This window comes from Pseudomonas sp. St316, assembly GCF_018325905.1.
In the GTDB taxonomy this organism is placed as follows: Bacteria; Pseudomonadota; Gammaproteobacteria; order Pseudomonadales; family Pseudomonadaceae; genus Aquipseudomonas.
The window spans coordinates 3010753-3036620 of record NZ_AP021901.1 but is presented as its reverse complement, the minus strand read 5'-3'; the positions used below and the strand labels follow the sequence as shown (position 1 = coordinate 3036620).

18 protein-coding genes and 1 pseudogene are annotated in these 25868 nt (G+C 62.1%); 8 read left to right on the top strand and 11 right to left on the bottom strand.

Going from position 1 to position 25868, the window contains the following annotated elements:
• The first annotated feature begins 15 nt into the window (after nucleotides 1-15).
• The 4 genes from KI237_RS13700 (at nucleotide 16) to KI237_RS13685 (ending at nucleotide 7208) form a co-directional block, all read left to right on the top strand.
• The gene (locus tag KI237_RS13700) at nucleotides 16-918 is read left to right on the top strand and encodes a sugar phosphate isomerase/epimerase family protein (RefSeq protein ID WP_212800264.1); all 903 of its coding nucleotides are present in this window, start codon (nucleotides 16-18) and stop codon (nucleotides 916-918) included.
• Nucleotides 919-1294: 376 nt separating this feature from the next.
• Nucleotides 1295-2863 carry a sensor domain-containing diguanylate cyclase gene (locus KI237_RS13695; protein WP_212800263.1) on the top strand — a complete coding sequence of 523 codons (1569 nt, stop codon included), beginning with the start codon at nucleotides 1295-1297 and terminating at the stop codon, nucleotides 2861-2863.
• Nucleotides 2864-2981: 118 nt separating this feature from the next.
• Nucleotides 2982-4982 carry a peptidase U32 family protein gene (locus tag KI237_RS13690; RefSeq protein WP_212800262.1) on the top strand — a complete coding sequence of 667 codons (2001 nt, stop codon included), beginning with the start codon at nucleotides 2982-2984 and terminating at the stop codon, nucleotides 4980-4982.
• 486 nt (nucleotides 4983-5468) lie between these two features.
• Nucleotides 5469-7208, top strand: a complete 1740-nt coding sequence (locus KI237_RS13685; protein ID WP_212800261.1) for a dipeptidase — start codon at nucleotides 5469-5471, stop codon at nucleotides 7206-7208.
• A 91-nt stretch (nucleotides 7209-7299) separates the two neighbouring features.
• Here the strand turns inward: KI237_RS13685 and KI237_RS13680 are convergent, their stop codons facing one another.
• The gene (locus KI237_RS13680; RefSeq protein ID WP_212800260.1) at nucleotides 7300-7551 is read right to left on the bottom strand and encodes a DUF3079 domain-containing protein; all 252 of its coding nucleotides are present in this window, start codon (nucleotides 7549-7551) and stop codon (nucleotides 7300-7302) included.
• Nucleotides 7552-7755: 204 nt separating this feature from the next.
• Between KI237_RS13680 and KI237_RS13675 the strand changes: the two genes are divergently transcribed.
• From KI237_RS13675 to KI237_RS13660, 4 genes and pseudogenes are all read left to right on the top strand, one after another.
• Nucleotides 7756-8286 (top strand): iron transporter, encoded by a 531-nt coding sequence (locus tag KI237_RS13675; protein ID WP_212800259.1) that lies wholly within the window; start codon nucleotides 7756-7758, stop codon nucleotides 8284-8286.
• Nucleotides 8287-8288: 2 nt separating this feature from the next.
• Nucleotides 8289-8651: a cupredoxin domain-containing protein gene (locus tag KI237_RS13670; RefSeq protein WP_212800258.1), complete on the top strand. Its 363-nt coding sequence runs from the start codon at nucleotides 8289-8291 to the stop codon at nucleotides 8649-8651.
• Between the two features lie 22 nt (nucleotides 8652-8673).
• On the top strand, nucleotides 8674-9528 hold the full coding sequence (locus KI237_RS13665; RefSeq protein WP_212800257.1) for an FTR1 family iron permease: 855 nt from the start codon (nucleotides 8674-8676) through the stop codon (nucleotides 9526-9528).
• Nucleotides 9516-10882 (top strand): annotated as a pseudogene (locus KI237_RS13660) (4Fe-4S binding protein). The gene KI237_RS13665 and the pseudogene KI237_RS13660 overlap by 13 nt, the downstream one beginning before the upstream one ends.
• Before the next feature lie 165 nt (nucleotides 10883-11047).
• Here KI237_RS13660 and KI237_RS13655 read toward each other — a convergent pair.
• The 10 genes from KI237_RS13655 to KI237_RS13610 all read right to left on the bottom strand — a co-directional run bounded on the left by KI237_RS13655 (nucleotide 11048) and on the right by KI237_RS13610 (nucleotide 25852).
• Nucleotides 11048-12667, bottom strand: coding sequence for a methyl-accepting chemotaxis protein (locus KI237_RS13655; RefSeq protein WP_212800256.1), 1620 nt, complete (start codon nucleotides 12665-12667; stop codon nucleotides 11048-11050).
• A gap of 112 nt (nucleotides 12668-12779) precedes the next feature.
• Entirely contained in the window at nucleotides 12780-13475 is a 696-nt protein-coding gene (locus tag KI237_RS13650; RefSeq protein WP_249410732.1) for an anaerobic ribonucleoside-triphosphate reductase activating protein, read from the bottom strand.
• The gene (nrdD, locus tag KI237_RS30735; RefSeq protein WP_109756121.1) at nucleotides 13472-13633 is read right to left on the bottom strand and encodes an anaerobic ribonucleoside-triphosphate reductase; all 162 of its coding nucleotides are present in this window, start codon (nucleotides 13631-13633) and stop codon (nucleotides 13472-13474) included. The genes KI237_RS13650 and nrdD overlap by 4 nt, the downstream gene beginning before the upstream one ends.
• 31 nt (nucleotides 13634-13664) lie before the next feature.
• Complete coding sequence (locus KI237_RS13640) at nucleotides 13665-15680, bottom strand: ribonucleoside triphosphate reductase (RefSeq protein WP_212800255.1); 2016 nt, start codon at nucleotides 15678-15680, stop codon at nucleotides 13665-13667.
• Nucleotides 15681-17107: 1427 nt separating this feature from the next.
• The gene (gene moaA / locus KI237_RS13635) at nucleotides 17108-18100 is read right to left on the bottom strand and encodes a GTP 3',8-cyclase MoaA (protein WP_212800254.1); all 993 of its coding nucleotides are present in this window, start codon (nucleotides 18098-18100) and stop codon (nucleotides 17108-17110) included.
• A gap of 25 nt (nucleotides 18101-18125) precedes the next feature.
• Complete coding sequence (locus KI237_RS13630; RefSeq protein WP_212800253.1) at nucleotides 18126-19097, bottom strand: peptidylprolyl isomerase; 972 nt, start codon at nucleotides 19095-19097, stop codon at nucleotides 18126-18128.
• Nucleotides 19098-19107: 10 nt separating this feature from the next.
• Nucleotides 19108-19788 (bottom strand): respiratory nitrate reductase subunit gamma, encoded by a 681-nt coding sequence (narI, locus tag KI237_RS13625; protein ID WP_212800252.1) that lies wholly within the window; start codon nucleotides 19786-19788, stop codon nucleotides 19108-19110.
• Complete coding sequence (narJ, locus tag KI237_RS13620) at nucleotides 19781-20536, bottom strand: nitrate reductase molybdenum cofactor assembly chaperone (RefSeq protein WP_212800251.1); 756 nt, start codon at nucleotides 20534-20536, stop codon at nucleotides 19781-19783. Before narJ ends, narI begins: the two co-directional genes overlap by 8 nt.
• Before the next feature lie 2 nt (nucleotides 20537-20538).
• A complete protein-coding gene (gene narH, locus KI237_RS13615; RefSeq protein ID WP_025213361.1) occupies nucleotides 20539-22077 on the bottom strand; it encodes a nitrate reductase subunit beta in 1539 nt (512 codons plus the stop codon).
• A 1-nt stretch (nucleotide 22078) separates the two neighbouring features.
• Entirely contained in the window at nucleotides 22079-25852 is a 3774-nt protein-coding gene (locus KI237_RS13610) for a nitrate reductase subunit alpha (RefSeq protein WP_212800250.1), read from the bottom strand.
• Nucleotides 25853-25868: the final 16 nt, after the last annotated feature.

Genomic DNA, 25868 nt, shown 5'->3' with positions numbered 1-25868 from the left:
TGACGGAGAACAACAATGAAAATCGCTCTTGACCCCTACATGCACCGCCACCTGAGCCTGCCGGACCTGTGCCGCAAAACCGCCGAACTTGGCTACCAGTACCTGGAGTTGTCGCCACGGGAAGATTTCCTGCCTTGGTGGGTACGCCCCCGTGCCCACAAGGCACGCATCGCCGAATTCAAGAAAGCCCTGCGCGACCACGATCTGCAACTGGCCTCCCTGCTGCCGATGTATCGTTGGGCCAGCCCCCACGAAGACGAACGCCGGGCAGCGGTGAACTACTGGAAGGAGGCCATCCAGATCGCCGTGCAAATGGGTTGCACGACGATGAACTCGGAGTTTGGCCGCGGGCCATCGCCTGATCGCGGGCATAAAGTCAGCTGTTGCGGTGGCGTGCACAGCCATGAGTCGAGCGAAGCGGCCTGGTGGCGCTCGATGGAAGAACTGGTGCCTGTCCTGGAGGCAGAAGGCGTCACGCTGAACGTCGAACCTCACCCGGAAGACTGGTGCGAGACCCTTAACCCGGCCCTCGACATGCTCAAGACCCTCGGCTCGGACAACGTCAAGTTCCTCTATTGCACGCCGCACACCTTCTATTTCGGCGATGACATGAAAGCCATGATCGCCGAGGCCGGGTCGATGATCGCCCATGTCCACATCGCCGACACCTACAACCACAAGGCCTCGTCCGGCCTGCGCTACATCGTCAACCCGCCCGGTGCCAAGGTCACCGTCCACCAGCACATGGACATGCACCAGGGCGAGATCGACTGGGACCTGTTTTTCAGCGAACTGGCCAAGACCGGCTTCGATGGCATCGTCACCGCGTGCGTGTTCGGCTGGGAAGAGCGGGCCGATGATTCCGGGCGCTTCATGCGCAAGGAAATCCAGTCCTACGTCGACAAATACTTCAGGTAAGCGTGTTCATTCCAGCAAGTGGACTAGCCGCGGCTCGATCGCGTTAACACTCACCTCGACCAATGCCAGCGTCACCGGCAGCGTGAACCGCTGCCGGCCTGCATTTCTCTGTCCCTCGCCACAAAAGCCCATGTGCCCCAACTCCGTGTGTACTCCTCGCCACAATGGCGCAGACAAGGCCTTGCGGCAGCAGCATAGGTTTGACTGATCGGTATTTGGCATTAACAAAGGGCGTTTGTGTCCTTAGTTTATAACGTGGCATCTCAATGAACATCGCCCCCCGCAGCGGCCTCGTTGCAGTTAGCTAACATGCTGAAATCGAATAGGATAGGCTGCGCCCTGAAAGGCGCAGACCCGTCGTGGAAAGGATATGTCAATGCTCGGACGCAAGCAGCCAGAGCCCAAGATCGAAAGCCCCGATGAAGCCTTCTCCCAGCAGGCTGTGCGGGCCGGTGCTGTATTTCGGCTGACCGTGAGTTTCATGCTTGTGGTCGTCATCGCCTTCCTGGCGGTTGAAGGCTGGCGGACCTGGCGCGATTACCGCGCCGTTTTTGCCTCTGCCCAGGATTCGGTGACGAACCTGGCACGGGCGACGGCCCAGCACGCCGAAGATACCATTCGACAAGTGGATGTGGTCACCGCCGCCCTCAGTGAACGGGTGGAAGGCGATGGCCTGCAGAACATGGACGTCCCGCGCATCCACAGGCTATTGGTGCAACAGGCCGCCATCATGCCGCAACTGCATGGGTTGTTTATCTATGGCCCGGACGGCCAATGGCTGGTAACGGACAAGGAAGTCATCCCGGAAACGGCGAACAACGCCGACCGCGACTACTTCCAGTATCACCGTACCCACGAGGACCGGGGCGTGCGCATCGGCGAAGTGATCAAGAGCCGATCCACCAACGAGCTGATCATTCCGGTGTCCCGTCGCTTGAACAATCCCGATGGCTCGTTCGCAGGTGTGCTGCTCGGAACGGTCAAGGTCAGTTATTTCGTCGACTACTACGGCGATTTCAAGATCGACGACAAGGGTGCGCTGGTCCTGGCCACACGCAGCGGAACCATCCTGGTACGGCGCCCCTTCGTCGAATCAGTGATCGGCAAGAGCCTGGTCAACAGCGTGATCTTCAGGAACTACCTGCCCACGTCGAACCAGGGCATCGCGCAGGCCAGGGCCGTGGTCGACGACACCGAGCGCCTGTATGGCTATCGAGCCCTGACCACCTACCCGCTGGTGGTAGAAGCCGGATTGTCGCGCGAGTCCATCATCGCCCCGTGGCGCCGTGACCTGTTCAAGACCAGCTTCGTGCTGATTTTCCTGATCGTGATCCTCGTCGGCTTCGGGCTCATTGTGCTGAGCCAGTTGCGTTACCGGATGACCATGGAAAAGCAGATCCGCAGCGCCCACCAGACCATGCGCGACATGGCGCTGACCGACAGCCTGACCGGGCTGGGCAACCGCAGGCGGCTGGACATCGCGTTGGCCGACGAGATTCGCCTGGCCAAGCGCCAGGGTTCTTCCCTCGCATTGATCATGCTCGACGTCGATTACTTCAAGCGTTTCAACGACAGATACGGCCACGCTGCCGGGGACGATTGCCTGCGCGCGATAGCCGCCGCGGTCAGCAAGACCATCAAAAGGCCGGGCGACCTGGCGGTCCGCTATGGCGGCGAAGAGTTCACTGTGTTGCTGCCCAACACCGACAGCACGGGTGCCGCCAAGGTCGCGCAGCAAATCCTCGAAGCCGTCAGGGCCCTGAACATCGAACATGGCGATCACCCCTTGGGCATTGTGACCATCAGCGCGGGCATCACCACCAGCCAGCCGGGCGGCGAGGACGTAACCCCAGCCATGCTGATCAAGGCGGCGGACGCCTTCTTGTACCTGGCCAAGAACACCGGGCGCAACCGTTGGTGCAGCGCCGGTTCGATACCTGGGTAAACCCCGCGGGACCGCCGCGTATCGGTCAAGGTCGCGCAAACCCAAGTCCACAGGTGCCTGCAAGGCGCCTGGCGGCTACAATGCTCGCTTCGACCGTGACCAGCCTGACTAAAAACAAATGTCCTTGCCCAAACATCATCTGGAATTGCTCAGCCCCGCCCGCGACGTGACCATCGCCCGCGAGGCCATCCTGCATGGCGCTGACGCCGTGTACATCGGTGGCCCGAGTTTCGGCGCGCGTCACAACGCTTGCAACGAAGTGGGCGATATCGCCCAGTTGGTGGAGTTCGCCCATCGCTACCATGCCCGGGTGTTCACCACGATCAACACCATCCTGCACGACAACGAGCTGGAACCGGCCCGCCAACTGATCCACCAGTTGTACGATGCCGGCGTCGATGCGCTGATCGTCCAGGACCTGGGGGTGATGGAGCTGGATATTCCGCCCATCGAGCTGCACGCCAGCACCCAGACCGACATCCGCACCCTGGCCCGGGCAAAGTTCCTCGACCAGGCGGGTTTCTCGCAACTGGTATTGGCCCGTGAGCTGAACCTGCAGGAAATCCGCGCCATTGCCGATGAGACCGACGCGGCCATCGAATTCTTCATCCACGGCGCGCTGTGCGTGGCGTTTTCCGGCCAGTGCAACATCTCCCACGCCCAGAACGGCCGCAGCGCCAACCGTGGCGACTGCTCCCAGGCCTGTCGCCTGCCCTACACCCTAAAAGACGACCAGGGCCGGGTGGTTGCCTACGAAAAACACCTGCTGTCGATGAAAGACAACAACCAGAGCGCCAACATCCGCGCCCTGGTCGAAGCCGGCGTGCGCTCATTCAAGATCGAAGGGCGCTACAAGGACATGGGCTATGTGAAGAACATCACCGCCTATTACCGCCAGCGCCTGGACGATGTCCTCGAAGACCGTCCGGACCTGGCCCGCGCGTCCAGCGGCCGCACCGCGCACTTCTTCGTCCCCGACCCGGACAAGACCTTCCACCGTGGCAGCACCGACTATTTCGTCAGCGAACGCAAGATCGACATTGGCGCCTTCGATTCGCCGACCTTTACCGGCGTGCCGGTGGGCGTGGTGGAGAAAGTCGGCAAGCGCGACCTGCAGGTAGTGACCTTCGATCCGCTGTCCAACGGCGACGGCCTCAATGTGCTGGTCAAGCGCGAAGTCGTCGGTTTCCGTGCCAACATCGCCGAGCCCAAGGGTGAGTTCGAAGAGGACGGCCAGAAGCGTTACCGCTACCGCGTCGAACCCAACGAGATGCCGGCCGGCATGTACCAGTTGCGCCCCAACCACCCGTTGAGCCGCAACCTGGACCACAACTGGCAGCACGCATTGCTCAAGACCTCCTCCGAACGCCGCATAGGCCTGTCCTGGGTTGCACGCCTGCGTGAAGCGCGCCTGGAACTGACCGCCACCAGCGAGGAAGGCATCAGCGCCAGCGTCGCCCTGGATGGGCCGTTCGGCGTGGCCAACAAGCCGGAACAGGCCCTGGAGCAGTTGCACGACCTGCTTGGCCAGCTAGGCACCACCGAATACCACGCCACCGCGATCGAGCTGGATGCGCCCCAGGCGTTCTTCATCCCCAACTCGCAGCTCAAGGCTTTGCGTCGCGAAGCCATCGAGGCCCTGACCGCCGCCCGCATCCAAGCCCACCCACGCGGCGGCCGCAAGGCCGAGACCAGCCCGCCGCCGGTGTACCCGGAATCGCACCTGTCGTTCCTGGCCAACGTCTACAACCAGAAGGCCCGCGACTTCTATCATCGTCACGGCGTCAAGCTGATCGACGCGGCGTTCGAGGCCCACGAGGAGACCGGCGAAGTGCCGGTGATGATCACCAAGCACTGCCTGCGCTTCTCGTTCAACCTCTGCCCCAAGCAGGCCAAGGGCGTCACCGGCGTGCGCACCAAAGTGGCACCGATGCAACTGATACACGGGGATGAAGTGCTGACGCTGAAGTTCGACTGCAAGCCCTGCGAAATGCATGTGGTCGGCAAGATCAAGGGACACATCCTGGACCTGCCACTGCCCGGCAGCACGGCGCAGCCCGTGGTCGGCTACATCAGCCCTGAAGACCTGCTCAAGACAATCCCTCGCGCACCGCATTAAGCAATGCGCACCTGTGGGAGCACTTGCTCCCACAGTGGGTTGCGGGTGTTCACGACACTTGGTGTCCGGCACCGATTCCCTGTGGGAGCGAGCTTGCTCGCGATAGCGGTGGGTCTGCCTGCATCGATGTTGAATGTGGCGCCGCCATCGCGAGCAAGCTCGCTCCCACAGTGGATTGCGGGTGTTCACGGCACTTGGTATCCGGCACCGATTCCCTGTGTGAGCGGGCTTGCTCGCGATAGCGGTGGGTCTGCCTGCATCGATGTTGAATGTGGCGCCGCCATCGCGAGCAAGCTCGCTCCCACATAGGTTCTCGGGTATTTGATGGCCCTGCGCCATTTTTCATTTGTGCGCCGTTTTTGCTTCGCTGTGCGACAGATTTTCCTGCAGGACTCCCCCACTACTTCCTCGCGGTGTTAGGTTGCAAGCGTTTGTGTCATCAAATCAGACACTTCCCACCTACCGCCTGCAAAGGAATGCCCAGCAATGGACTTCTCGCTCAAACACCTGGCCATAGCCACCCTGATGCTGTCCGGCCTTGCATCGATGGCCACGCCGGCCTTCGCCAACATCACCGCCCAACAGGGCGCAGCCCTCGTCAAAACCTTCTCCAACACCTCAGCCCCCGATTTCAGGCAATTCCTGACAGAGGTGGCCAAGAGCGACCTGGGCAAAACCGCCAACCTCGGCCCGGCCATCAGCGCGTTCGAAGGCAACAAAGCCCTTTCCGCTGAACAGCAGAACGAAATCCACCGCCTGCTGGGCCTCTATGCCCGAGTCAAATACGGCCAAGCGGCCACCGAGACACTCAAGGAACTGGTCGCCATCCCGACCTTTCGCAAGGACGGCGTTGCCCAGCACGAGAACCCGGAGTTCCTCAAGATCGCCGACAAGATCAAAAGCCTGGCCGAGGCGTTCAACCTCAACTTCCGCAATGTCGACAACCGCGTCTATGAGATTTCCCTCGAAGGCAGCGGCGACGAAGTCGTGGGCATTCACGCCCATGCCGATGTGGTGCCGGTAACGCCAGAAAACTGGGTGTTGAAAGATGGCACCCGCCTCGACCCGTTCAAGGTCACCCTGGTGGGCGACCGCATGTATGGCCGCGGTACCGAAGACGACAAGAACGGCATCGTGGTCGCGCTCTATGCCATGAAAATCATCAAGGAAGAAAAACTGCCGCTGGCGCGCAACTTCAAACTGCTGGTCGACACCACCGAGGAAACCAGCGGCGACGCCATCCCCTATTATTTCGAACGCAACCCGACGCCCAACTACAACCTGGCGCTGGATGGCGGCTACCCCGTAGTGATTGCCGAGAAAGGCTACGGCACCGTCATGGCGAACTTCACCCGGCGCGCCGCACAGGGCAAGGGGGCAGAAATTACCGCGCTGACGGGCGGCCTGGCGACCAATCAGATTCCGTCGACGTCCGTTGCCACCTTCGCCAGCGACAAGCCCGCCGAACTGGCTGCCAGCCTGCTCAAGGCCGGTACCGACTATGCCAAGCGCAATGGCGGTAACTTCGAGGTGACCAGCCAGGTCGTCGGCAAGGACGTTCAACTGACCTTCACCGGCGTTTCCGCCCACTCCTCCGAGCCCGAGTCAGGCGTCAACCCGGTGGCAAGGATGCTGGACTTCATCAACGGCCTCGATGGCAAGGTCGCGCTCAAACGCAACCACATCACCGACGCCGCCCGCTATGCCGCCGACAACTGGGGCCTGGACTATCTGGGCAGCAAACTGGGCATTGGTTTTTCCGACGCCTTCATGGGCCCGCTGACCGCGTCCCTGACCTACGTCGGCATGGATGAGAAGACCTTCAAGTTGGCGGTCAACCTGCGGGTGCCGGTGGGCAAGTCCACGCAAGCCCTGAAGACTGACATCGCCGACAAACTGGCCGCCTGGAGCAAGAAGTCCGACGTCGCGGTGGCCTTCGACTATTCCATTGACGAACCGATGTACCGCAACCCTGAGGGTGAATGGGTCAAGGCACTGCTGGCCGTGGCAAGTGAAAACCTGGGCATGGAACACAAGTACGGCACCTCTGCCGGCGCCACTTCGGTTCATGACTTGCCCAATGGCGTGCAGTTCGGCCTGGCCATGCCCGACGTCAAGTACACCGGTCACAACGACAATGAGTTCAAGACGGTGGAGCAGTTCCTGCTGGACTTGCAGATCGTGACCGAGATGATGGGGCGGATCGGGCAATTGCCGAAGCTCTAAGACAAGTGTGATCCACTGTGGCGAGGGAGCTTGCTCCCGCTGGGTGCGCAGCAGCTCCAAGAAGTTGCGGTCACTGCGCAACCGAGCGAGATCAATCCCTGGCCACAGGTTTGCCTTCTTCCTTCACGTGAGTGGCGCTTGGATCGATGACCTTGGCGGTAATGTCGACCAGCTCCAACCCCCAATCCCCATGCAGGTACCAATCCTCCCCGATCATCTCGGCCGGGTGCATCGTGCGATCGGCACCGTTGCCGCAGGCCAAGGCACTGGTCGGACAGTAACGGTCACACCCCCAGCAAATGCGCTCGGGATGTTTGGGACTGATAGGAAAGGGCTTTGCCATGACGACCCCGTATAACTGATGGGTGTACCCGCACCCTACAGCGTCGGGGCGCAGTGCCCCTTGATCCCGATCAAGAACAACCGTGCAGAATCGAATCGGCATTCGGCGTTCAAAAATTCGCGCTGAAAATTGACAAGAATCATTATTATTCGCAGCAAAGCTTCCTAGACTCGGCGCCATCATTTAGCCAACCAGGAAGTCATCATGCGCACACTTGCAACTCTGCCTCTGGCCTTGCTGTTTCTCGCACCACTGGCCCAGGCCAAGGAATACCCCATCGGCGAACCGCAACTGTGCCCAGGACTGGAGGTCGGTGCGGTGTATTTGCAGCCGATTGAAATGGCCCCGGCCGGTATGATGCGCGCCACAGCCGATTCCGACGTGCACCTGGAAGCCGACATCCGCGCCACGGCGAACAACCAGCAGGGTTTCCAGGAAGGCAGTTTCGTGCCCTACCTCAATGTGTCGTTCCAACTGAAGAAACAAGGCAACGACACTGAGCTCAAGGGTGACTTCCACGCCATGGTCGCCAATGACGGGCCGCACTATGGCGACAACGTCAAGCTGCTCGGCCCTGGCAAATATCAACTGACGTTCACCGTCCTGCCACCTGGCGGCCATGGCTCCCTCGGCCGCCATACCGACAAGGAAACCGGCGTGGCACCATGGTTCGAACGCTGCGAACTGCATTACGAATTCGTCTACGCCGGGATCGGTAAAAAAGGCGGGTACTGAGCATGCGCTGCTCTTCCTGCCTCCGGCACCTCGCGCCTCATCGACGCCTGGCCTGGTTGACGCTGGCCGGTTTGCTACTGCCCTCGATCGCCCATGCCGAATTGCCGACCTACGAGCTGAGCATCCGCGATGGGCATTTCACACCGTCGCAACTGCAAGTGCCGGCCGGGCAACGGTTCAAGATCGTGCTGAAAAACATCGGCCAGGGTCCGGCGGAGTTCGAAAGCACACCATTGCGCGTCGAGAAAGTGCTCTCGCCCGGCGTCACCACGTTCGTGGTCATCCACCCGCTACGCCCCGGGCACTATCCGTTTTTCGACGAATTCAATCCGCAACTGCCCGAGGGCGGGATTCTCGCCCAGTAATCGGCCAGCAAGAGGCATTTGCATGACTCAATCAATGTTTATTGTCTGGCGCGAAAGCGTCGAGGCGTTATTGGTGATCGGGATTCTCCAGGCCTGGGTCAGCCGGCAACAACAGTCCAGCCAGCTGTTGCGCTATGTATGGACCGGCGCGGCGCTGGGCCTGTTGCTTTCGGGCGTACTGGCCGGCCTGATCCTGCTGGCCGGCGAGGCCATGAGCGGGACGGCCAATGAATGGTTCCAGGCATCGTTGGCACTGGTCGCCAGCCTGCTGATCGTGCAGATGGTCGGCTGGATGCACCGAAACGCGAGGACGCTCAAGCATGACCTGACGCGCCACGCCGACCTGCGCCTGAGCCGCCAGGGCGGCCTGGGGCTGTTGGTGCTGGCGTTGCTGGCGGTCAGCCGCGAAGGCAGTGAAACCGTGGTGTTCCTGTATGGCGCTGGTGCGCGTCTGCAAGGGCCGCAACTGGGCTTGTTCGCTGTGGGCGCGCTGGCCGGGCTGGTGCTGTCGCTGCTGACCGTCTCCTTGCTGCACAGCAGCCGCCGGTTCATCTCATGGCCACGTTTCTTTGCCATCAGCGAAGCGATCCTGCTGCTGTTGGGGGCGGCGTTGCTGGTCAGCGGTATCGAGCGGGTCGGCGGGCAACTGCTCGCGATGGATTGGCCTGAGGCGGTGTATCGCGGCATTGGCGACGCACTGTGGGACAGCAGCGCGATACTCGACGACGGCCATGGTCTGGGCGGGTTCCTCGCGGACTTCACCGGGTATCGCGCAAGCCCGAGTGCGATGACGCTGCTGGTGTGGCTGGGCTATTGGGGCGTCGTCGCAGGCTGGCTGTGGCCGCGCAAGGCGGAAAACCTGCCATGCCCGACCTGAACCCCTGGCTCCAACGCCTGGGCGACGGCATGCGGCGCCATGGCGCAACCATTCGTGCCGTGCAATGGGCGGTGGTGCTGTTCTACGCGGTGCTGCTGGTGGTGCCGGCCCTGCTGCCATTGCCCAGCGGTCAGGCACGCCTGTTCGACAATCTCACGCTGCTGGCGCAGTTCCTGTTCTGGGGCCTGTGGTGGCCGTTCGTGTTGCTGTCGATCGTGTTGTTCGGTCGCCTCTGGTGTGGCGTGCTGTGCCCCGAAGGCGCCTTGAGTGAATGGGCCAGCCAGTATGGCAAGGGCCTGGGAATGCCACGCGGGTTGCGCTGGGCTGGGTGGCCGACCTTGGCGTTCAGCCTGACCACCCTCTACGGTCAACTGATCAGCGTCTACGACTACGCCCAGGCTGCGCTATTGATCCTGGGGGGCTCGACGGTCGCCGCGGTGATCGTCGGCCTGTTGTTCGCCCGGGGCAAGCGGGTGTGGTGCCGGTACCTGTGCCCGGTCAGCGGCGTCTTTTCCCTACTCGCTCGCTTGGCACCGGTGCACTTTCAGGTCGACGAACAACGCTGGCTGGAAAACCCGGCACCACGTCGCCCTCCTCCCAACTGCGCGCCCTTGCTGGACATCCGCCGTATGCGCGGCGCCGCCGATTGCCACGCCTGTGGTCGATGCAGTGGCCAACGCGATGCGGTGCGGTTGATTGCCCGCTCCAGCAACGAAGAAATCCTGCACTCCACGGCTAACACCCTCTCATCCTGGGATGTTCGCTTGCTGTTGTTCGGTGTCATAGGCCTGGCCATGGGCGCCTTCCAGTGGACCGTCAGCCCTTGGTTCATTGCCCTCAAACAAAGCCTGGCCCAATGGCTGGTCAGTCACGATTGGCTCTGGGCGCTCCAGGACAACGCGCCCTGGTGGCTGCTGACGCACTATCCGCAACTCAATGACAGTTTCAGTTGGCTCGATGGATTTTGCATCGTCGCGTACCTGGGCATGAGTGCGCTGCTGATAGGCACTTCGCTGACGCTGCTGATGCGCCTGGCGGCACGCCTCTCGGGGATAGCGCACAATATTGGCCCTTGGCCATCACCCTGACGCCCCTTGGCGGTGCAGGGTTGTTCCTCGGCTTGTCGGCCACCACGGTCAAACTGCTGCGTTATGAAGGGTTGTTGCTTGAATGGGTCCAGCCGGCGCGAGCCGGTCTGTTGCTAGCGGCGATTGCCTGGAGCCTGTGGCTGGGTTACAAACGCCTGGAACAGACCGCCGCATCACCCGTTCAGCGACTGGCCGCCATGGCCTGCCTGGTATTGGCCAGCGGCCTGGTGGGGTATGGCTGGTGGCTACAGTTCTGGGGATGGTGATCCCCCGAACTCGACACAAAACCCTGTGGGAGCGAGCTTGCTCGCGATGACGTCGGCAAGTTCGGCATCAATGCAAGCTGACCCACCGCTATCGCGAGCAAGCTCGCTCCCACAGGGCGATGTGTACAGCGCTCGATTTCGCTGAGCACCTCACTCTCGCAATGGCTACACCTTGAACCGCGCCACCGTCTGATGCAGTGACCCGGCCATCTGCGCCAAGTCCTGGCCGGCGGTGTCGGTGTGCCGGGCGCCCAGCATGACCTGTTCGGACAGGTTGCGAATGCCCACCAGGTTACGGTCCACCTCTCGTGCCACCAGGGCCTGCTGTTCCGTGGCGCTGGCGATCATCAGGTTGCGCTCGTTGATCTGCGAGATCGAGCGGGCGATTTCGTCCAGGGCATCGCCGGAACGCTGGGCCACTTGCAACGTAGCCTGCACCAGCTCGCTGTTGTTTTGCATGGAGCTCACCGCGTGCCCGCTGTCCAGGCGGATGTTACCGATCATGCCCTCGATTTCCCGAGTTGAATCCTGGGTCCGATGAGCCAGCGCCCGGACTTCATCGGCCACCACCGCAAAGCCACGCCCGGCATCGCCGGCACGGGCTGCTTCAATGGCAGCGTTCAGTGCCAGAAGATTGGTCTGCTCGGCAATGCTGCGGATCACATCCAACACCGAACTGATGTCCTGCACCCGCCCGGCCAATTGCTGGATTCGGCCGGAACTGTCCGTCACACCTTCGGCCAGCGCGGTAATGGAAGCGACCGTTTCCTGGACCTGTTCACGCCCGCGCTGGGCCGTTTGCTCGGACACTCGCGAGGCTTCGCTGGTGCTCACCGCATTGCGCGCCACTTCATCCACCGCAGCGGTCATCTGGTTCACGGCCGCGGCGGCCTGTTCGATTTCATGCCCTTGCAACTGCAAGGTGCTGCTGGTCTGGCTGCTCACCGCGCTCAGTTCTTCGGAGGAACTGGCCACCCGATCCACCGAGGCCGCAATGTGCCGAACCATGCTGTTGAGGCTCTGCTGCATGTCATGCATGTTGCTCATCACACTGTCGTTGGCGCCGACACCCACCGGCACGCGGATCGTCAGGTCACCCTGGGCGATGAGGTTAAGCACCCGCGCCGCGTCATTGGGTTCACCGCCCAGGGGACGGGTCACGCTGCGGGTCACCAGAATCGCCACGGTACTCACCAAGGCCAGGCAAGCCAGCACCAACGCCAGCATGTTGCGCCGCGCATCGCTGTAACGCGCCTGGGCCAACTGTTCACGTTCGACAAAGACCTTGCCCTGCATCGCCATCAGCACATCCAGGCTTTTGTACACCTCAAGCTCTGCCGGCATCACGCCTTGCTTGAGCTGCGTCATCGCCTCGTCCGTAGCGCCTTGGCGGATCAACGCCTGCACCTGGACGAACGCCGCCACATAGGCCTCGCGGCGCTTCTTCAGCTCGGCATACGCGGCCTTGCCTTCAGGCTGATCGAACAGCGGCTCCAGCGTGGCAAAAGCCTGGGTAATCCGTTGCCGGGTGGCATCGATCGATTGTTGGACCTGCGCATTGTTCTTGTCGATCAGCAAGTCCCGGGTGTTCCTGGCGTTATCGCGCACGCCTGTGGCGATTACCATGATCGGATCGATCTTCGGCCAATCCTGCCTGACGATCTGTTCGGCCTGATCGCGCAACATCGCCAGGTCGCTCAAGGCGTAGATCGTCAAGGCGATCAAGGCCAACGGCGCGATGGCGAAACCAAGCACGATACGTCGGGCGGTGGTGAGTCTGGTCATGTCAAATGCTCCCTGTTCAACTACCTGCCCACTGGCAGCGCATTTGAAAACCATGAAAAAAGAGTGGCCCGGTGATCCCGGACCGCTGTCGGTCGCTCACGCCGACACTCGGTCAACTGCGCAACACGAACGAAGGAAACAGCTCGCGCATCGCGGCCCACAGTTCAGGTTGCAAGCCGTGTGCCGAGACGCTGGAAAGATGCGGATCGAGCATCCGCGCGGTACGTACCAGTTGCACGGCAAACCGGGTGACGCCCCGTTCGCTCAAGCGCCGGGCGAGGGTCAACAGGCGCTCGGGGTCGAACAGATGCCAGTGCACCGTGGTGCGGCATTCATAATCCACGCCGCTGGCCAGCAGATGGTCGAGACTGCGCCAGTTGGCGGCGCCGCTGCCTTCGACCCGGGTCACGTCCAGGGCATCTTCGGGCAAGGCCTTGATGTCGAAACCCACCCAGTCGGCTTGCCCGACCACTTTGGCGAAGGCCGCCGGCTTGATGCCAGCGCTGTGCAGGCCGATGCGAAAGCCCATCTGCCGCACTTCCTCCATGGCCGGCGCCAGGCCGTCTTGCAGGGTTGGCTCACCGCCGCTGAACACCACGGCGTCGAGCAGATCCTGACGGCGTTGCAAAAACGCCAGCACCCGGCACCAATCCACCTCCTCGCTACCGCGTGGCGGGATCAGTTGCGGGTTATGGCAATAACGACAACGCCAGGCACACCCCTGGCAAAACAGTACGCACGCCAGTTGGCCCGGATAATCGAGGGTGGTCAGGGGCACCATGCCCCCGACCCGTAGCACTCGACTCATGGACGCCCGGCCGCGCGTTCGGTGAAGTGCACCCGCTCACGGTGCTCAGATTGCTTGCCCGGGTTGAAGGCCGCCACCGGGCGGTGATACCCCATCACTCGGGTCCAGACTTCGCAACGTTGACGCTGTGCCTGCGGAAGAGATTGTGATGCGCTCATGGATGAAGCTCCTTGCGGTGGATGGATCGGATCAGTGAACGCTGCCTGCCAACTGCTGTTGCAGCAGCAAGGCTTCGTCGCATTTGGGGCAGAACTCGTGTTCGCCGGCCAGGTAACCGTGCACCGGGCAGATGGAAAAGGTTGGCGTGATGGTCAGGTACGGCAGGCGGAAACGCCCCAGGGCCTTGCGCACCAGCTGTTTGCAGGCCTGGGTCGAGGAAATCTGCTCGGCCATGTACAGGTGCAACACGGTGCCGCCGGTGTATTTGCATTGCAGTTCGTCTTGCAGCTCCAGGGCTTCGAATGGATCGTCGGTGAACCCCACCGGCAGTTGCGACGAGTTGGTGTAGTACGGTGCGACCGGGCTGCCGGCCTGCAGGATGTCGGGGTAGCGCTTGAGGTCTTCCTTGGCGAAGCGGTAAGTGGTGCCTTCGGCAGGCGTGGCTTCGAGGTTGTAGAGGTGGCCGGTTTCTTCCTGGAAACGCAGCAGCGTGGCCCGCACGTGATCCAGCAGTTTCAGGGCGAATGCCCGGCCCTGCTCGGTGTGCATGCCTTGCTGGTCATCAGTGAAATTGCGCAGCATTTCGTGCAGGCCATTCAAGCCAATGGTGGAGAAGTGATTGCGCAGGGTGCCCAGGTAGCGCTTGGTGTAGGGGTACAAACCGGCATCCATGTGATGCTGGATAACCTTGCGCTTGACCTCCAGGCTCTCCATCGCCAGTTCCATCAGCGTATCGATGCGTTGCAGCAATGCGCTGGTATCACCTTTGTACAGGTAGCCCAGGCGCGCGCAGTTGATCGTCACCACCCCCAGGGAGCCGGTCTGTTCCGCTGAGCCGAACAGGCCACCACCACGCTTGAGCAATTCACGCACGTCCAGTTGCAGGCGGCAGCACATCGACCGCACCTGATTGGGCTGCATGTCCGAATTGAGGAAGTTCTGGAAATACGGCAGGCCGTAGCGGGCGGTCATTTCGAACAGCCGATCGGCGTTCTCGCTGTCCCAGGGGAAGTCATGGGTGATGTTGTAGGTTGGGATCGGGAAGGTGAATACCCGCCCTTTCGCGTCGCCGGCCTGCATCACCTCGATGTAGGCGCGGTTGATCAGTTCCATTTCCGTTTGCAGGTCACCGTAGGCGAACGGCATCTCCTCGCCACCGATCACCGGGATCTGTTCGCGCAGATCGTCCGGGCAGACCCAATCGAACGTGAGGTTGGTGAACGGGGTTTGCGTGCCCCAGCGCGACGGCACATTGAGGTTGTAGATGAACTCCTGCAACGACTGGCGGACCTCGTCGTAGCTGAGCCCGTCCTTGCGCACGTAGGGCGCCAAGTAAGTGTCGAACGAGCTGAACGCCTGGGCCCCGGCCCATTCGTTTTGCAGGGTGCCGAGGAAGTTGACCATCTGCCCCAGGGCGCTGCTCAAGTGCTTGGGTGGCCCAGCCTCGACCCGACCCGGTACACCGTTGAGGCCCTCGTGCAACAGGGTGCGCAAGGACCAACCGGCACAGTAGCCGGCAAGCATGTCCAGGTCGTGGATGTGCAGGTCGGCTTCGCGGTGCGCCTGGCCGATGGCCTGGCTGTAGACCTCGTCGAGCCAGTAGTTGGCGGTGACCTTGCCCGAAACGTTGAGGATCAGCCCGCCGAGGGAATAACCCTGGTTGGCGTTGGCCTGCACGCGCCAGTCTTCGCGGTCCAGGTATTCGTTCATCGAGGTGGCGACTTCCACCAGGGTGCGACGGTCCCGACGCAGGCGTCCATGTTGTTCGCGGTAGACGATATAGGCCCGCATGGAGAGGAAGAACCCAGCGTCCATCAACACCCGTTCGACACGGTCCTGGATCTGCTCGACGCTCAAACGCGTTTGCCCTTCCAACCGGGCCAGCACCACCTCCAGCAACCCTTCGGCCTCGGCTTCGGCGTATTCGCCAGTGGCCTTGCCAGCGGCGATCAGCGCCTGGCGGATCTTGTCCGCGTCAAAGGCAACCACACTGCCATCGCGCTTGTGCAAGCGGTTACATCCTACTGCGATCAACGTGCTCTGCATTTTGGCTCCAGACACTACATATAGGCTTTTTGATTTTTACAAACACAATATGCAGTGGAGGGTACGGGCAAATGGCAGGGTTGCAATTGATCGGCATCAAGAATCGGGAGCGAGCCACATTCAGGCTCGAAAAGTCATTTTTGCAACCACCACAAATCCCCTGTGGGTGTTGGGTTGACCGCAGGATCCGCACCGCCGCCGCCCCTGTGGGTGTTGGGCTGACCGCAGGATCCGCACCGCCGCCGCCCCTGTGGGAGCGAGCCTGCTCGCGATGAGGCCAGCACAGTCAACATCCATGCAAGCTGACCCACCGCCTTCGCGAGCAAGCTCGCTCCCACATTGGTTCTGGGCTGACCACAGGATCCGCAACCACCACAAATCCCCTGTGGGTGTTGGGTTGACCGCAGGATCCGCACCGCCGCCGCCCCTGTGGGAGCGAGCTTGCTCGCGATGAGGCCAGCGCAGTCAACATCCATGCAAGCTGACCCACCGCCTTCGCGAGCAAGCTCGCTCCCACATTGATTCTGGGCTGACCGCAGGATCCCACCGCCGCCCCCCCTGTGGGAGCGAGCCTGCTCGCGATGAGGCCAGCACAGTCAACATCCATGCAAGCTGACCCACCGCCTTCGCGAGCAAGCTCGCTCCCACATTGGTTCTGGGCTGACCGCAGGATCCGCAACCACCACAAATCCCCTGTGGGCGTTGGGTTGACCGCAGGATCCGCACCGCCGCCGCCCCTGTGGGAGCGAGCCTGCTCGCGATGAGGCCAGCACAGTCAACATCCATGCAAGCTGACCCACCGCCTTCGCGAGCAGGCTCGCTCCCACATTGGTTCTGGGCTGACCACAGGATCCGCAACCACCACAAATCCCCTGTGGGTGTTGGGCTGACCGCAGGATCCGCACCGCCGCCGCCCCTGTGGGAGCGAGCTTGCTCGCGATGAGGCCAGCGCAGTCAACATCCATGCAAGCTGACCCACCGCCTTCGCGAGCAAGCTCGCTCCCACATTGGTTCTGGGCTGACCGCAGGATCCGCAACCACCACAAATCCCCTGTGGGCGTTGGGCTGACCGCAGAATCCGCACCGCCGCCGCCCCTGTGGGAGCGAGCTTGCTCGCGATGAGGCCAGCACAGTCAACATCCATGCAAGCTGACCCACCACCTTCGCGAGCAAGCTCGCTCCCACATTGGTTCTGGGCTGACCGCAGGATCCGCAACCACCACAAATCCCCTGTGGGTGTTGGGCTGACCGCAGGATCCGCACCGCCGCCGCCCCTGTGGGAGCGAGCCTGCTCGCGATGAGGCCAGCACAGTCAACATCCATGCAAGCTGACCCACCGCCTTCGCGAGCAGGCTCGCTCCCACATTGGTTCTGGGCTGACCGCAGGATCCGCAACCACCGCAAATCCCCTGTGAGACCTGTACTGCTCAGCCCCCGCTCATGTTCATGAACCGCACAATCTGCACCTCCCCGTCCGGGGTGAAGTCATGGCGCAACGGTTTGCCACGCAGCGCCTGTTGCACCGCCTGGATCAGCGGTTGGTCATCCAGCGGATAACGCCGCAGCAAGCCCCGCAGATCCAGGGAGTCCTCCTGCCCCAGGCACAACAGCAACCGCCCTTCGACGGTCATGCGTACGCGGTTGCAACTGGCGCAGAAGTTATGGGTGTTGGGTGAAATGAAACCGATCCGGGTATCCGGATGACGCTCCAGGCGCACATAGCGCGCCGGCCCGCCGCTGTTCTCGGCACTGTCGAGCAGCCGGTGATGGCTGGCGATCACGGCCCGGACCTCGTCGCTGGAACAGAACGACTCGCCCCGGGAACGCCCGACCTCACCCAACGGCATTTCCTCGATGAAGCTGATGTCGATGCGTTGGTCGATGGCGTATTGCACCAGGGCCGGAACTTCGTCGAAGTTGCGCCCTTTCATCACCACGCAGTTGAGCTTGATCCGCTCGAACCCGGCCACCTTCGCCGCTTCAATGCCGGCCAACACCTGGTCCAGGTTGCCGTTGCGGGTGATCGCCCGAAAGCGTTCGTCGTCCAGGCTGTCGAGGCTGATGTTCATGCGCTTGACGCCCGCTTCGACCAGCGGCTGGGCCAGTCGCCCCAGCTGCGAGCCGTTGCTGGTCATCACCAGTTCCCGCAGGCCGGGCAGCGCCGCGATTTCGCGACACAACCCGACGATGCCCGGACGAATCAGCGGCTCACCACCGGTCAGGCGGATTTTCTTCACCCCCAGGCCGACGAACAGCCGCGCCAGGCGCTGCAACTCCTCCAAGGTCAACACTTGCTGGCGCGGCAGGAAAGTCATGTTTTTCGCCATGCAATACACACAACGAAAATCACAACGATCGGTCACCGACATCCGCAAATAATCGATCTGGCGCCCAAATCCGTCCTGCAACACCGCGTTCATGAAGATCTCCCGATTGAGCCCGTGCTCACTGCACCAGCGGCGAGTCGGCGCCCTGAAGGTGAATGCCGCGAATGTCCGCCGCACCGATCAGGGTTTGCAGGTACTGCACCAGTGCCTTTTGCCACACTCCCTGCTGCAACTGGGTACGAATCGCCGTCGCCACGGCTTCATACGGCAATGGTTGGCCATCGATTCGCTGGTCGATGCTGATCACGTGCCAGCCGTAGCGACTTTCCAGCGGTTTGCTGGCCAGGCCCGCCGGCAGGGTGAACAACTGGCGCTCCAGCTCAGGCACGGTCTGGCCCTTGCTGATCTGCCCCAGAGAACCGCCCTGCTCCTTGGACGGACATGCTGAATACTTCAGCGCCAGCTCAGCGAAGCTGCCCGGGAACTGGTCCAGCCGCTCCAGCAGCAGCTCGGCCTGGACATGAGCCAGGCTGCGCGCCTCGGCATCGTCCGGCGCACATTCGAGCAGGATGTGCCGCACCGCCAGCAACGGTGCGCTGTGAAAGCGCGTCCGGTTGCTTTCGTAGTAACGCAGGCAAGTGGCCTCGTCACACTGCGGCACCTGCACCTCACGTTCGAGCAACAACCGCGTCGCTGCTTCCTCTTCGTTTTCACCGGCACCGACCTGCAACGCCAGGCCCAACTCGGCAATACGCTGCTGGAGCAACTCGCGAATCACCAGAGCCCGCGCGGCCTGGTAGACCGCCTCCTCGCGACTGTCAGCCGGGTGATATTGCAGCTCCTGGGCCATCACCTGCGGGGTGATCGAGACCCCGTTAACGCTGATGATCGGCCATTCCTGCTCACTGCTGGCAATCAATTGAGGCTCGGCTTCATCGCCTGTCGCCGGCCCGGCCTGGGCCGGCTCGAACTGCACCGCCCCGGTCGGTTCGACCTCGGCAACCGGCGCCATCACCGGTGCCGCTTTTGCCGAAGAACCACAACCGCCGCTGCCGCCACCACCACCGCCACATCCGCATCCACTCGCCATGATCTTCTCCTCAAAACTTCTGCCGAACGATTTGATAACGACGCCCCAGGTACCAGACCGGCGCACTGACGATATGGACCAGACGGGTGAACGGGAACAACACGAACAGGGTCAGGCCCAGCACCACATGAAGCTTGTAGACCAAGCCCACCGGTGCGATCGAGGTGGCCGCTTCCACCGGACGCAACAGCACGGTGTTCTGGGCCCAGTCGGCCAGCATCACCATCACCGAGCCGTCCATGTGGGCGGTGGACGCCACGATGGTCATCAGCCCCAGCACCAACTGCACCAGCAACACCACCAGCACGAGGATGTCCGAGGGATTGGACGTGGCACGCACCCGTGGGTCGGTCAGGCGACGGTTGAGCAACATCACCAGGCCGATCAGGCCCAGCACGCCGAAGAAACCGCCGGAGACCATCGCCAGCAACTGCTTGTTCTCGGTGCTCAGCACGTGGTGGTAGATCGCCGCCGGTGTCAGCAGGCCGACGAAGTGGCCGGCCAGCACGAACAGCACGCCGACATGGAACAGGTTGCTGGCTACGCGCATGCCGCGCTTGTTCAGCATCTGGCTGGAACCGGCCTTCCAGGTGTACTGGGACAGGTCAAACCGTGCCCAACTGCCCAGCAGGCAAATCGCCAACGCGACATAGGGGTAGACCCCGAACAACAACAGATCCCATTTAGACATTACCCACCTCCCCGGCTGGCGCTGCGGCCAGCCCTTCATGCTGAAAATCCACCCAGTGCAACGGCACCGCGCTTTCGCCCCGCGCCTTGCCTGGCGCGCTGGGCAGTGAACTGCAACGGTCCTGCTGCTCAGCCTTCATGAAATCCACCGCCTCTTCCTCCCAGATCTTGTCCAGGGCTTCGAGGGAGTCGTCCCGTGGCTCGGCCTTCACTTGCTCACGCAACTCGGCGACCGCGCCCTGGGGTTCGGCCCCGGCGATTTGCAACAAGGCCCGGAAGCAACTGGCGTAGACGCTTTCACGCTCGTCCAGGCGCGCCGCGAGCAAGGCCAGCAGGTGCGCCACATCGGCCAGGCCCTCGCGGGCCTCGATGTCTTCGCGGGTGGAGAGGTACTCCAGGTACAGCGGGATGTAGTCGGGCAGTTCCTTGACGCCGATGGCGAAACCGGCTTCCTCGTACTGGGCCATCATGTCGACCATGGCCTGGCCCCGATCACGGGATTCGCCGTGCACGTGTTCGAACAACAACAGTGACAGCGAACGCCCCCGGCCGAACAGCGCACCGTAGTGCTCCTGGCCGTCCATCAGGTCCTTGCCGCAGATCACTTCCAGCAATTCAAACAGCCCGGCACGCTGGTTGGGACTGATTTCCCGTGCTTGGACAATCGCTTGTTCCAGCTCATCCCGACCGGCCACCAGGGTCTCGGTCGGGTAATCGAGCAGCAACGAAATCACCTTGAGAATGCGCATGCTCATTCCTCCCACAACTGCACGGTTTTGATCACGTCGCGGCGGTTGGCCTTCTTGCCACCGAACATGTTGGTGTCGGAGCTGCCGCTGCAACCGCTGCCAAAGCTGAAGCCGCAGCCGGAGCGCTCGGCGAATGCGTCGCTCATGGCGTCTTCGCGGTGGGCGCTTGGCACGACGAAACGGTCCTCGTAGTTGGCGATGGCCAGGTAGCGGTACATCTCTTCCACCTGGTTCACGCTCAAGCCAACGTCGGCCAGCACTTGCAGATCCTGTACGCCGTCGACCTGTTCGGAGCGCTTGTAGGCGCGCATCGCCAGCAGACGCTTGAGGGCGCGCTTGACTGGTTTTTCATCGCCCGCGGTGAGCATGTTGGCCAGGTAACGCAGCGGAATGCGCAGGCTGTCGACATCCGGGATCACCCCGTTCATGCCTACGGTACCAGCAGCGGCGGCGTTCTGGATTGGCGACAGCGGCGGCACATACCAGACCATTGGCAAGGTGCGGTATTCCGGGTGCAGCGGCAGCGCGAGTTTCCAGTCCACGGCCATCTTGTAGACCGGCGAGCGTTGCGCCGAGTCGATGACCGACTGCGGTACGCCATCGGCCAGGGCCTGGCGAATCACCGCCGGGTCGTTCGGGTCGAGGAAGATCTCCAGTTGTTTCTCGTACAGGTCCTGCTCATTGGCAGTGCTGGCCACTTCGCTGATGCGGTCGGCGTCATACAGCAACACGCCGAGGTAACGGATCCGGCCAACGCAGGTTTCAGCGCAAACGGTCGGCATCCCGGCTTCGATGCGCGGGTAGCAGAAGATGCATTTTTCCGACTTGCCGCTCTTCCAGTTGAAGTAGATTTTCTTGTACGGGCAGCCGCTGATGCACATGCGCCAGCCGCGGCACTTTTCCTGGTCGATCAGGACGATGCCGTCCTCCTCGCGCTTGTAGATCGCACCGCTTGGGCACGACGCCGCGCACGCCGGGTTCAGGCAGTGCTCGCACAGGCGCGGCAGGTACATCATGAAGGTGTTTTCGTACTCGCCGTAGATGTCCGCCTGGATCTTGTCGAAGTTCTTGTCCTTGCGCCGCTTGGCGAATTCGGTACCCAGGATTTCTTCCCAGTTCGGGCCCCATTCGATTTTCTGCATGCGTTTGCCAGACACCAGCGAACGCGGCCGTGCAGTGGGCTGATGCTCGCCCAGTGGCGCGGTGTGCAGGTGCTGGTAGTCGAAGTCGAACGGTTCGTAGTAATCGTCCAGGCTCGGCAGGTCCGGGTTGGCGAAGATGTTCGCCAGCACGCGGAACTTGCCGCCGATGCGCGGGTTGATCGAGCCGTCAGCGTTGCGGATCCAGCCGCCCTTCCACTTGTCCTGGTTTTCCCACTCCTTGGGATAGCCGATGCCAGGCTTGGACTCAACGTTGTTGAACCAGGCGTATTCCATGCCTTCACGGCTGGTCCAGACGTTCTTGCAGGTGATCGAGCAGGTGTGGCAGCCGATGCATTTGTCCAGGTTCAGGACCATGCCGATTTGTGAGCGAATCTTCATCTCAGTTCTCCTCGATATCAGTCGGCAGTGGACGCGGCAGATCATCGCCACTGGAACCGTCGAGCCAATCGACCTTGGACATCTTGCGCACCACGACGAATTCGTCGCGGTTGCATCCGACCGTGCCGTAATAGTTGAAGCCGTAGGCCTGTTGGGCGTAGCCACCGATCATGTGGGTGGGCTTGAGCACCACGCGGGTCACCGAGTTGTGGTGGCCGCCACGGGTCTTGGTGGTTTCCGAGCCCGGCACGTTCACGATCCGTTCCTGGGCGTGATACATCATCACCATGCCTTCCTTGACACGCTGGCTGACCACCGCACGGGCGGTCAGTGCACCGTTGACGTTGAAGCATTCGATCCAGTCGTTGTCCTCGATACCGGCGCGCTTGGCGTCGATTTCCGAGAGCCAGACAATCGGTCCGCCACGGCTCAAGGTCAGCATCAGCAGGTTGTCGCTGTAGGTGCTGTGAATGCCCCACTTCTGGTGCGGGGTGATCCAGTTCAGGACAATCTCGGTCTCGCCGTTGCTGCGCTTGCCTTTCACGCCTTCGATGGTGCGGGTGTTGACCGGTGGCCGGTAGCTCATCAGCTGCTCGCCGAACGCCTGCATCCACGGGTGATCCTGGTAGAACTGCTGGCGACCGGTGATGGTGCGCCATGGGATCGCCTCGTGAACGTTGGTGTAGCCAGCGTTGTAGCTCACGTGATCGTCTTCCAGGCCAGACCAGGTCGGGCTGGAAATGATCTTGCGCGGCTGGGCCTGGATGTCGCGGAAACGAATCGCCTCGTGCTCCTTGGACACGGCCAGGTGGCTGTGGTCGATACCGGTGAACTCCGACAGCGCCGCCCAGGCTTTCACCGCGACATGGCCGTTGGTTTCCGGGGCCAGGGACAGGATCACTTCGGCAGCGTCGATGGCGCTGTCAATCTTCGGCCGCCCTTGGCTGATGCCGGCCTCGACTTCCTTGTGGTTCAGTTCACCAAGGAATTTGACTTCAGTGTCGGTGTTCCAGTTGATGCCCTTGCCGCCGTTGCCGAGCTTCTCGAGCATTGGGCCCAGGGACGTGAACTGCTTGTAGATGTTCGGGTAGTCGCGCTCCACCACTTGCAGGTTCGGCGCGTTCTTGCCCGGCACCGGCGCCACACCGGCGCTTTTCCAGTCGGTACCGCCAAAGGGCTGGGCCAGTTCGCCGACGCTGTCATGCATCAACGGCACGGTGACCAGGTCTTTCTCGACACCCAGGTGCCCGACCGACATGGCGGAAAACGCCTTGGCGATGCCTTTGTAGATTTCCCAGTCCGAACGCGACTCCCAGGCCGGATCGATAGCGGCCGACAGTGGGTGGATGAACGGGTGCATGTCCGAGGTGTTCATGTCGTCTTTTTCGTACCAGGTAGCGGTCGGCAAGACGATGTCGGAATACACGCAGGTCGAGGACATGCGGAAGTCCAGGGTGGTCACCAGGTCGAGCTTGCCAATGGCGCCTTCGTCGACCCATTCGGCCTCGGTGGGCTTGCACTCGCTGCTATGGCCGATGTCTTCGTTCATCACGCCGTTCTTGGTGCCCAGCAGGTACTTGAGCATGTACTCGTGGCCCTTGCCCGAGGAGCCCAGCAGGTTGGAACGCCAGATGAACATGTTGCGCGGGAAGTTCACCGGGCTGTCAGGCTGCTCGCAGGCAAAGCGCAGCGAACCGTCCTGCAGCGACTTGACCACGTAGTCCTTGGGGTCCAGACCCGCGGCGGCGGCATCACGGCAGATGTGCAGCGGGTTGGTGTTGAGCTGCGGTGCGCTCGGCAACCAACCGGCCCGTTCAGCGCGGATGTTGTAGTCCAGGGCGTGTTCGGGGAACTGTGATTTGTCGGCCAAAGGCGAGAGCACGTCGTGCATGCTCATCTTCTCGTGGCGCCATTGCGAACTGTGGCCGTAGAAGAAGCTGGTGCCGTTCATCTGCCGTGACGGACGGTTCCAGTCCAGGCCGAAGGCCAGGGGCAGCCAGCCGCATTGCGGACGGAGTTTTTCCTGGCCGACGTAGTGGGCCCAGCCACCACCGGTCTGGCCGACGCAACCGCAGAGCATGAGCATGTTGATCAGCCCGCGGTAGTTCATGTCCATGTGGTACCAGTGGTTCATCGCCGCACCGACAATGATCATCGAGCGTCCACGGGTCTTGTCGGCGTTGTCGGCGAATTCGCGAGCGATCTGGATCGCCTTCTCGCGGCTCACGCCGGTGATCTGCTCCTGCCAGGCCGGGGTTCCAGGCACCGAAGCGTCGTCGTAATCCTTGGCAACGTTGGCGCCGCCCAGGCCACGGTCGATGGCCAGGTTGGCGGCCGACAGGTCGAATACGGTGGCGACTTTCGCCACGCTGCCGTCGGCCAGCACCACGCTGTGCACTGGCACGCGACGGTACTGCACCGCGTCACCGGCCACGTGCTGGAAGTACTCTTGGGCTTCGCCGGCGAAGTACGGGAACGCCACCTCGGCGACGTCGCCGCCGATCAGGCTCAGCTTGAGGTCGATCTCACGCCCCTCGCCGCCTTCGCGCGGCAGGATGTTCCACTTGCCCTTCTCGCCCCAGCGATAGCCGATGGAGCCTTGAGGTGAAACCAGTTCGCCGCTGGCATCCAGGGCGATGGTTTTCCATTCCGGGTTGTTTTCCTGACCCAGGTTTTCGGTCAAGTCACTGGCGCGCAGGAAGCGATCGGGCTGGTAGCCCGCACCCGGCGCCACGCCGAGCATTGGCTTGAGCATCACCAGCACCGGCAGGTCGGTGTAGCGCTTGGCGTATTCGGTGAAATAGGCGCTGGGCTTGTCCAGGTGAAACTCTTTGAAGATCACATGGTTGAAGGCCTGGGCCAACGCGGCGTCGGTGCCCTGCTTGGGGTTGAGCCACAGGTCGGTGAGCTTGGCGACTTCCGAGTAGTCCGGGGTGATCGCCACGGTCTTGGTGCCCTTGTAGCGCACCTCGGTGAAGAAGTGGGCGTCGGGGGTACGGGTCTGCGGGACGTTGGAGCCCCAGGCAATGATGTAGTTGGAGTTGTACCAGTCGGCCGATTCCGGCACGTCGGTCTGCTCGCCCCACACCATCGGCGAGGCGGGCGGCAAGTCGCAATACCAGTCATAGAAGCTCAGGCACACGCCACCGATCAGCGACAGGTAACGCGAGCCGGCGGCATAGCTGACCATCGACATGGCTGGGATCGGCGAGAAGCCCACCACCCGGTCCGGACCGTGTTCCTTGATGGTGTAGACGTTGGCTGCAGCGATGATCTCGTTGACTTCTTCCCAGTTGGAACGGATGAAGCCACCCATGCCGCGCTTGCTTTTATAGGAGTCGGCCTTGACCTTGTCCTCGACGATGCTGGCCCAGGCTTCCACCGGCGGCAGGGTCAGCCGGGCTTCGCGCCACAGTTTGAGCAATGGCTTGCGGATTTTCGGGTACTTGAGCCGGTTGGCGCTGTAGATGTACCAGCTGTAGCTCGCGCCGCGAGGGCAGCCGCGTGGTTCGTGGTTGGGCAGATCGTTACGGGTGCGCGGGTAGTCGGTCTGCTGGGTTTCCCAGGTGATCAGGCCGTTCTTGACGTAGATCTTCCACGAGCACGAGCCGGTGCAGTTCACCCCATGGGTGGAGCGTACGATCTTGTCGTACTGCCAGCGGGAACGGTAAACGTTCTCCCAGTCCCGGGATTCCTTGCGGGTCTCGCCGTGACCATCGGAAAACTCGCCTTGCTTGCGGTTGAAAAACCGCAGTTGATCCAATAAATGACTCACAGTGTGTTCCTCTCAG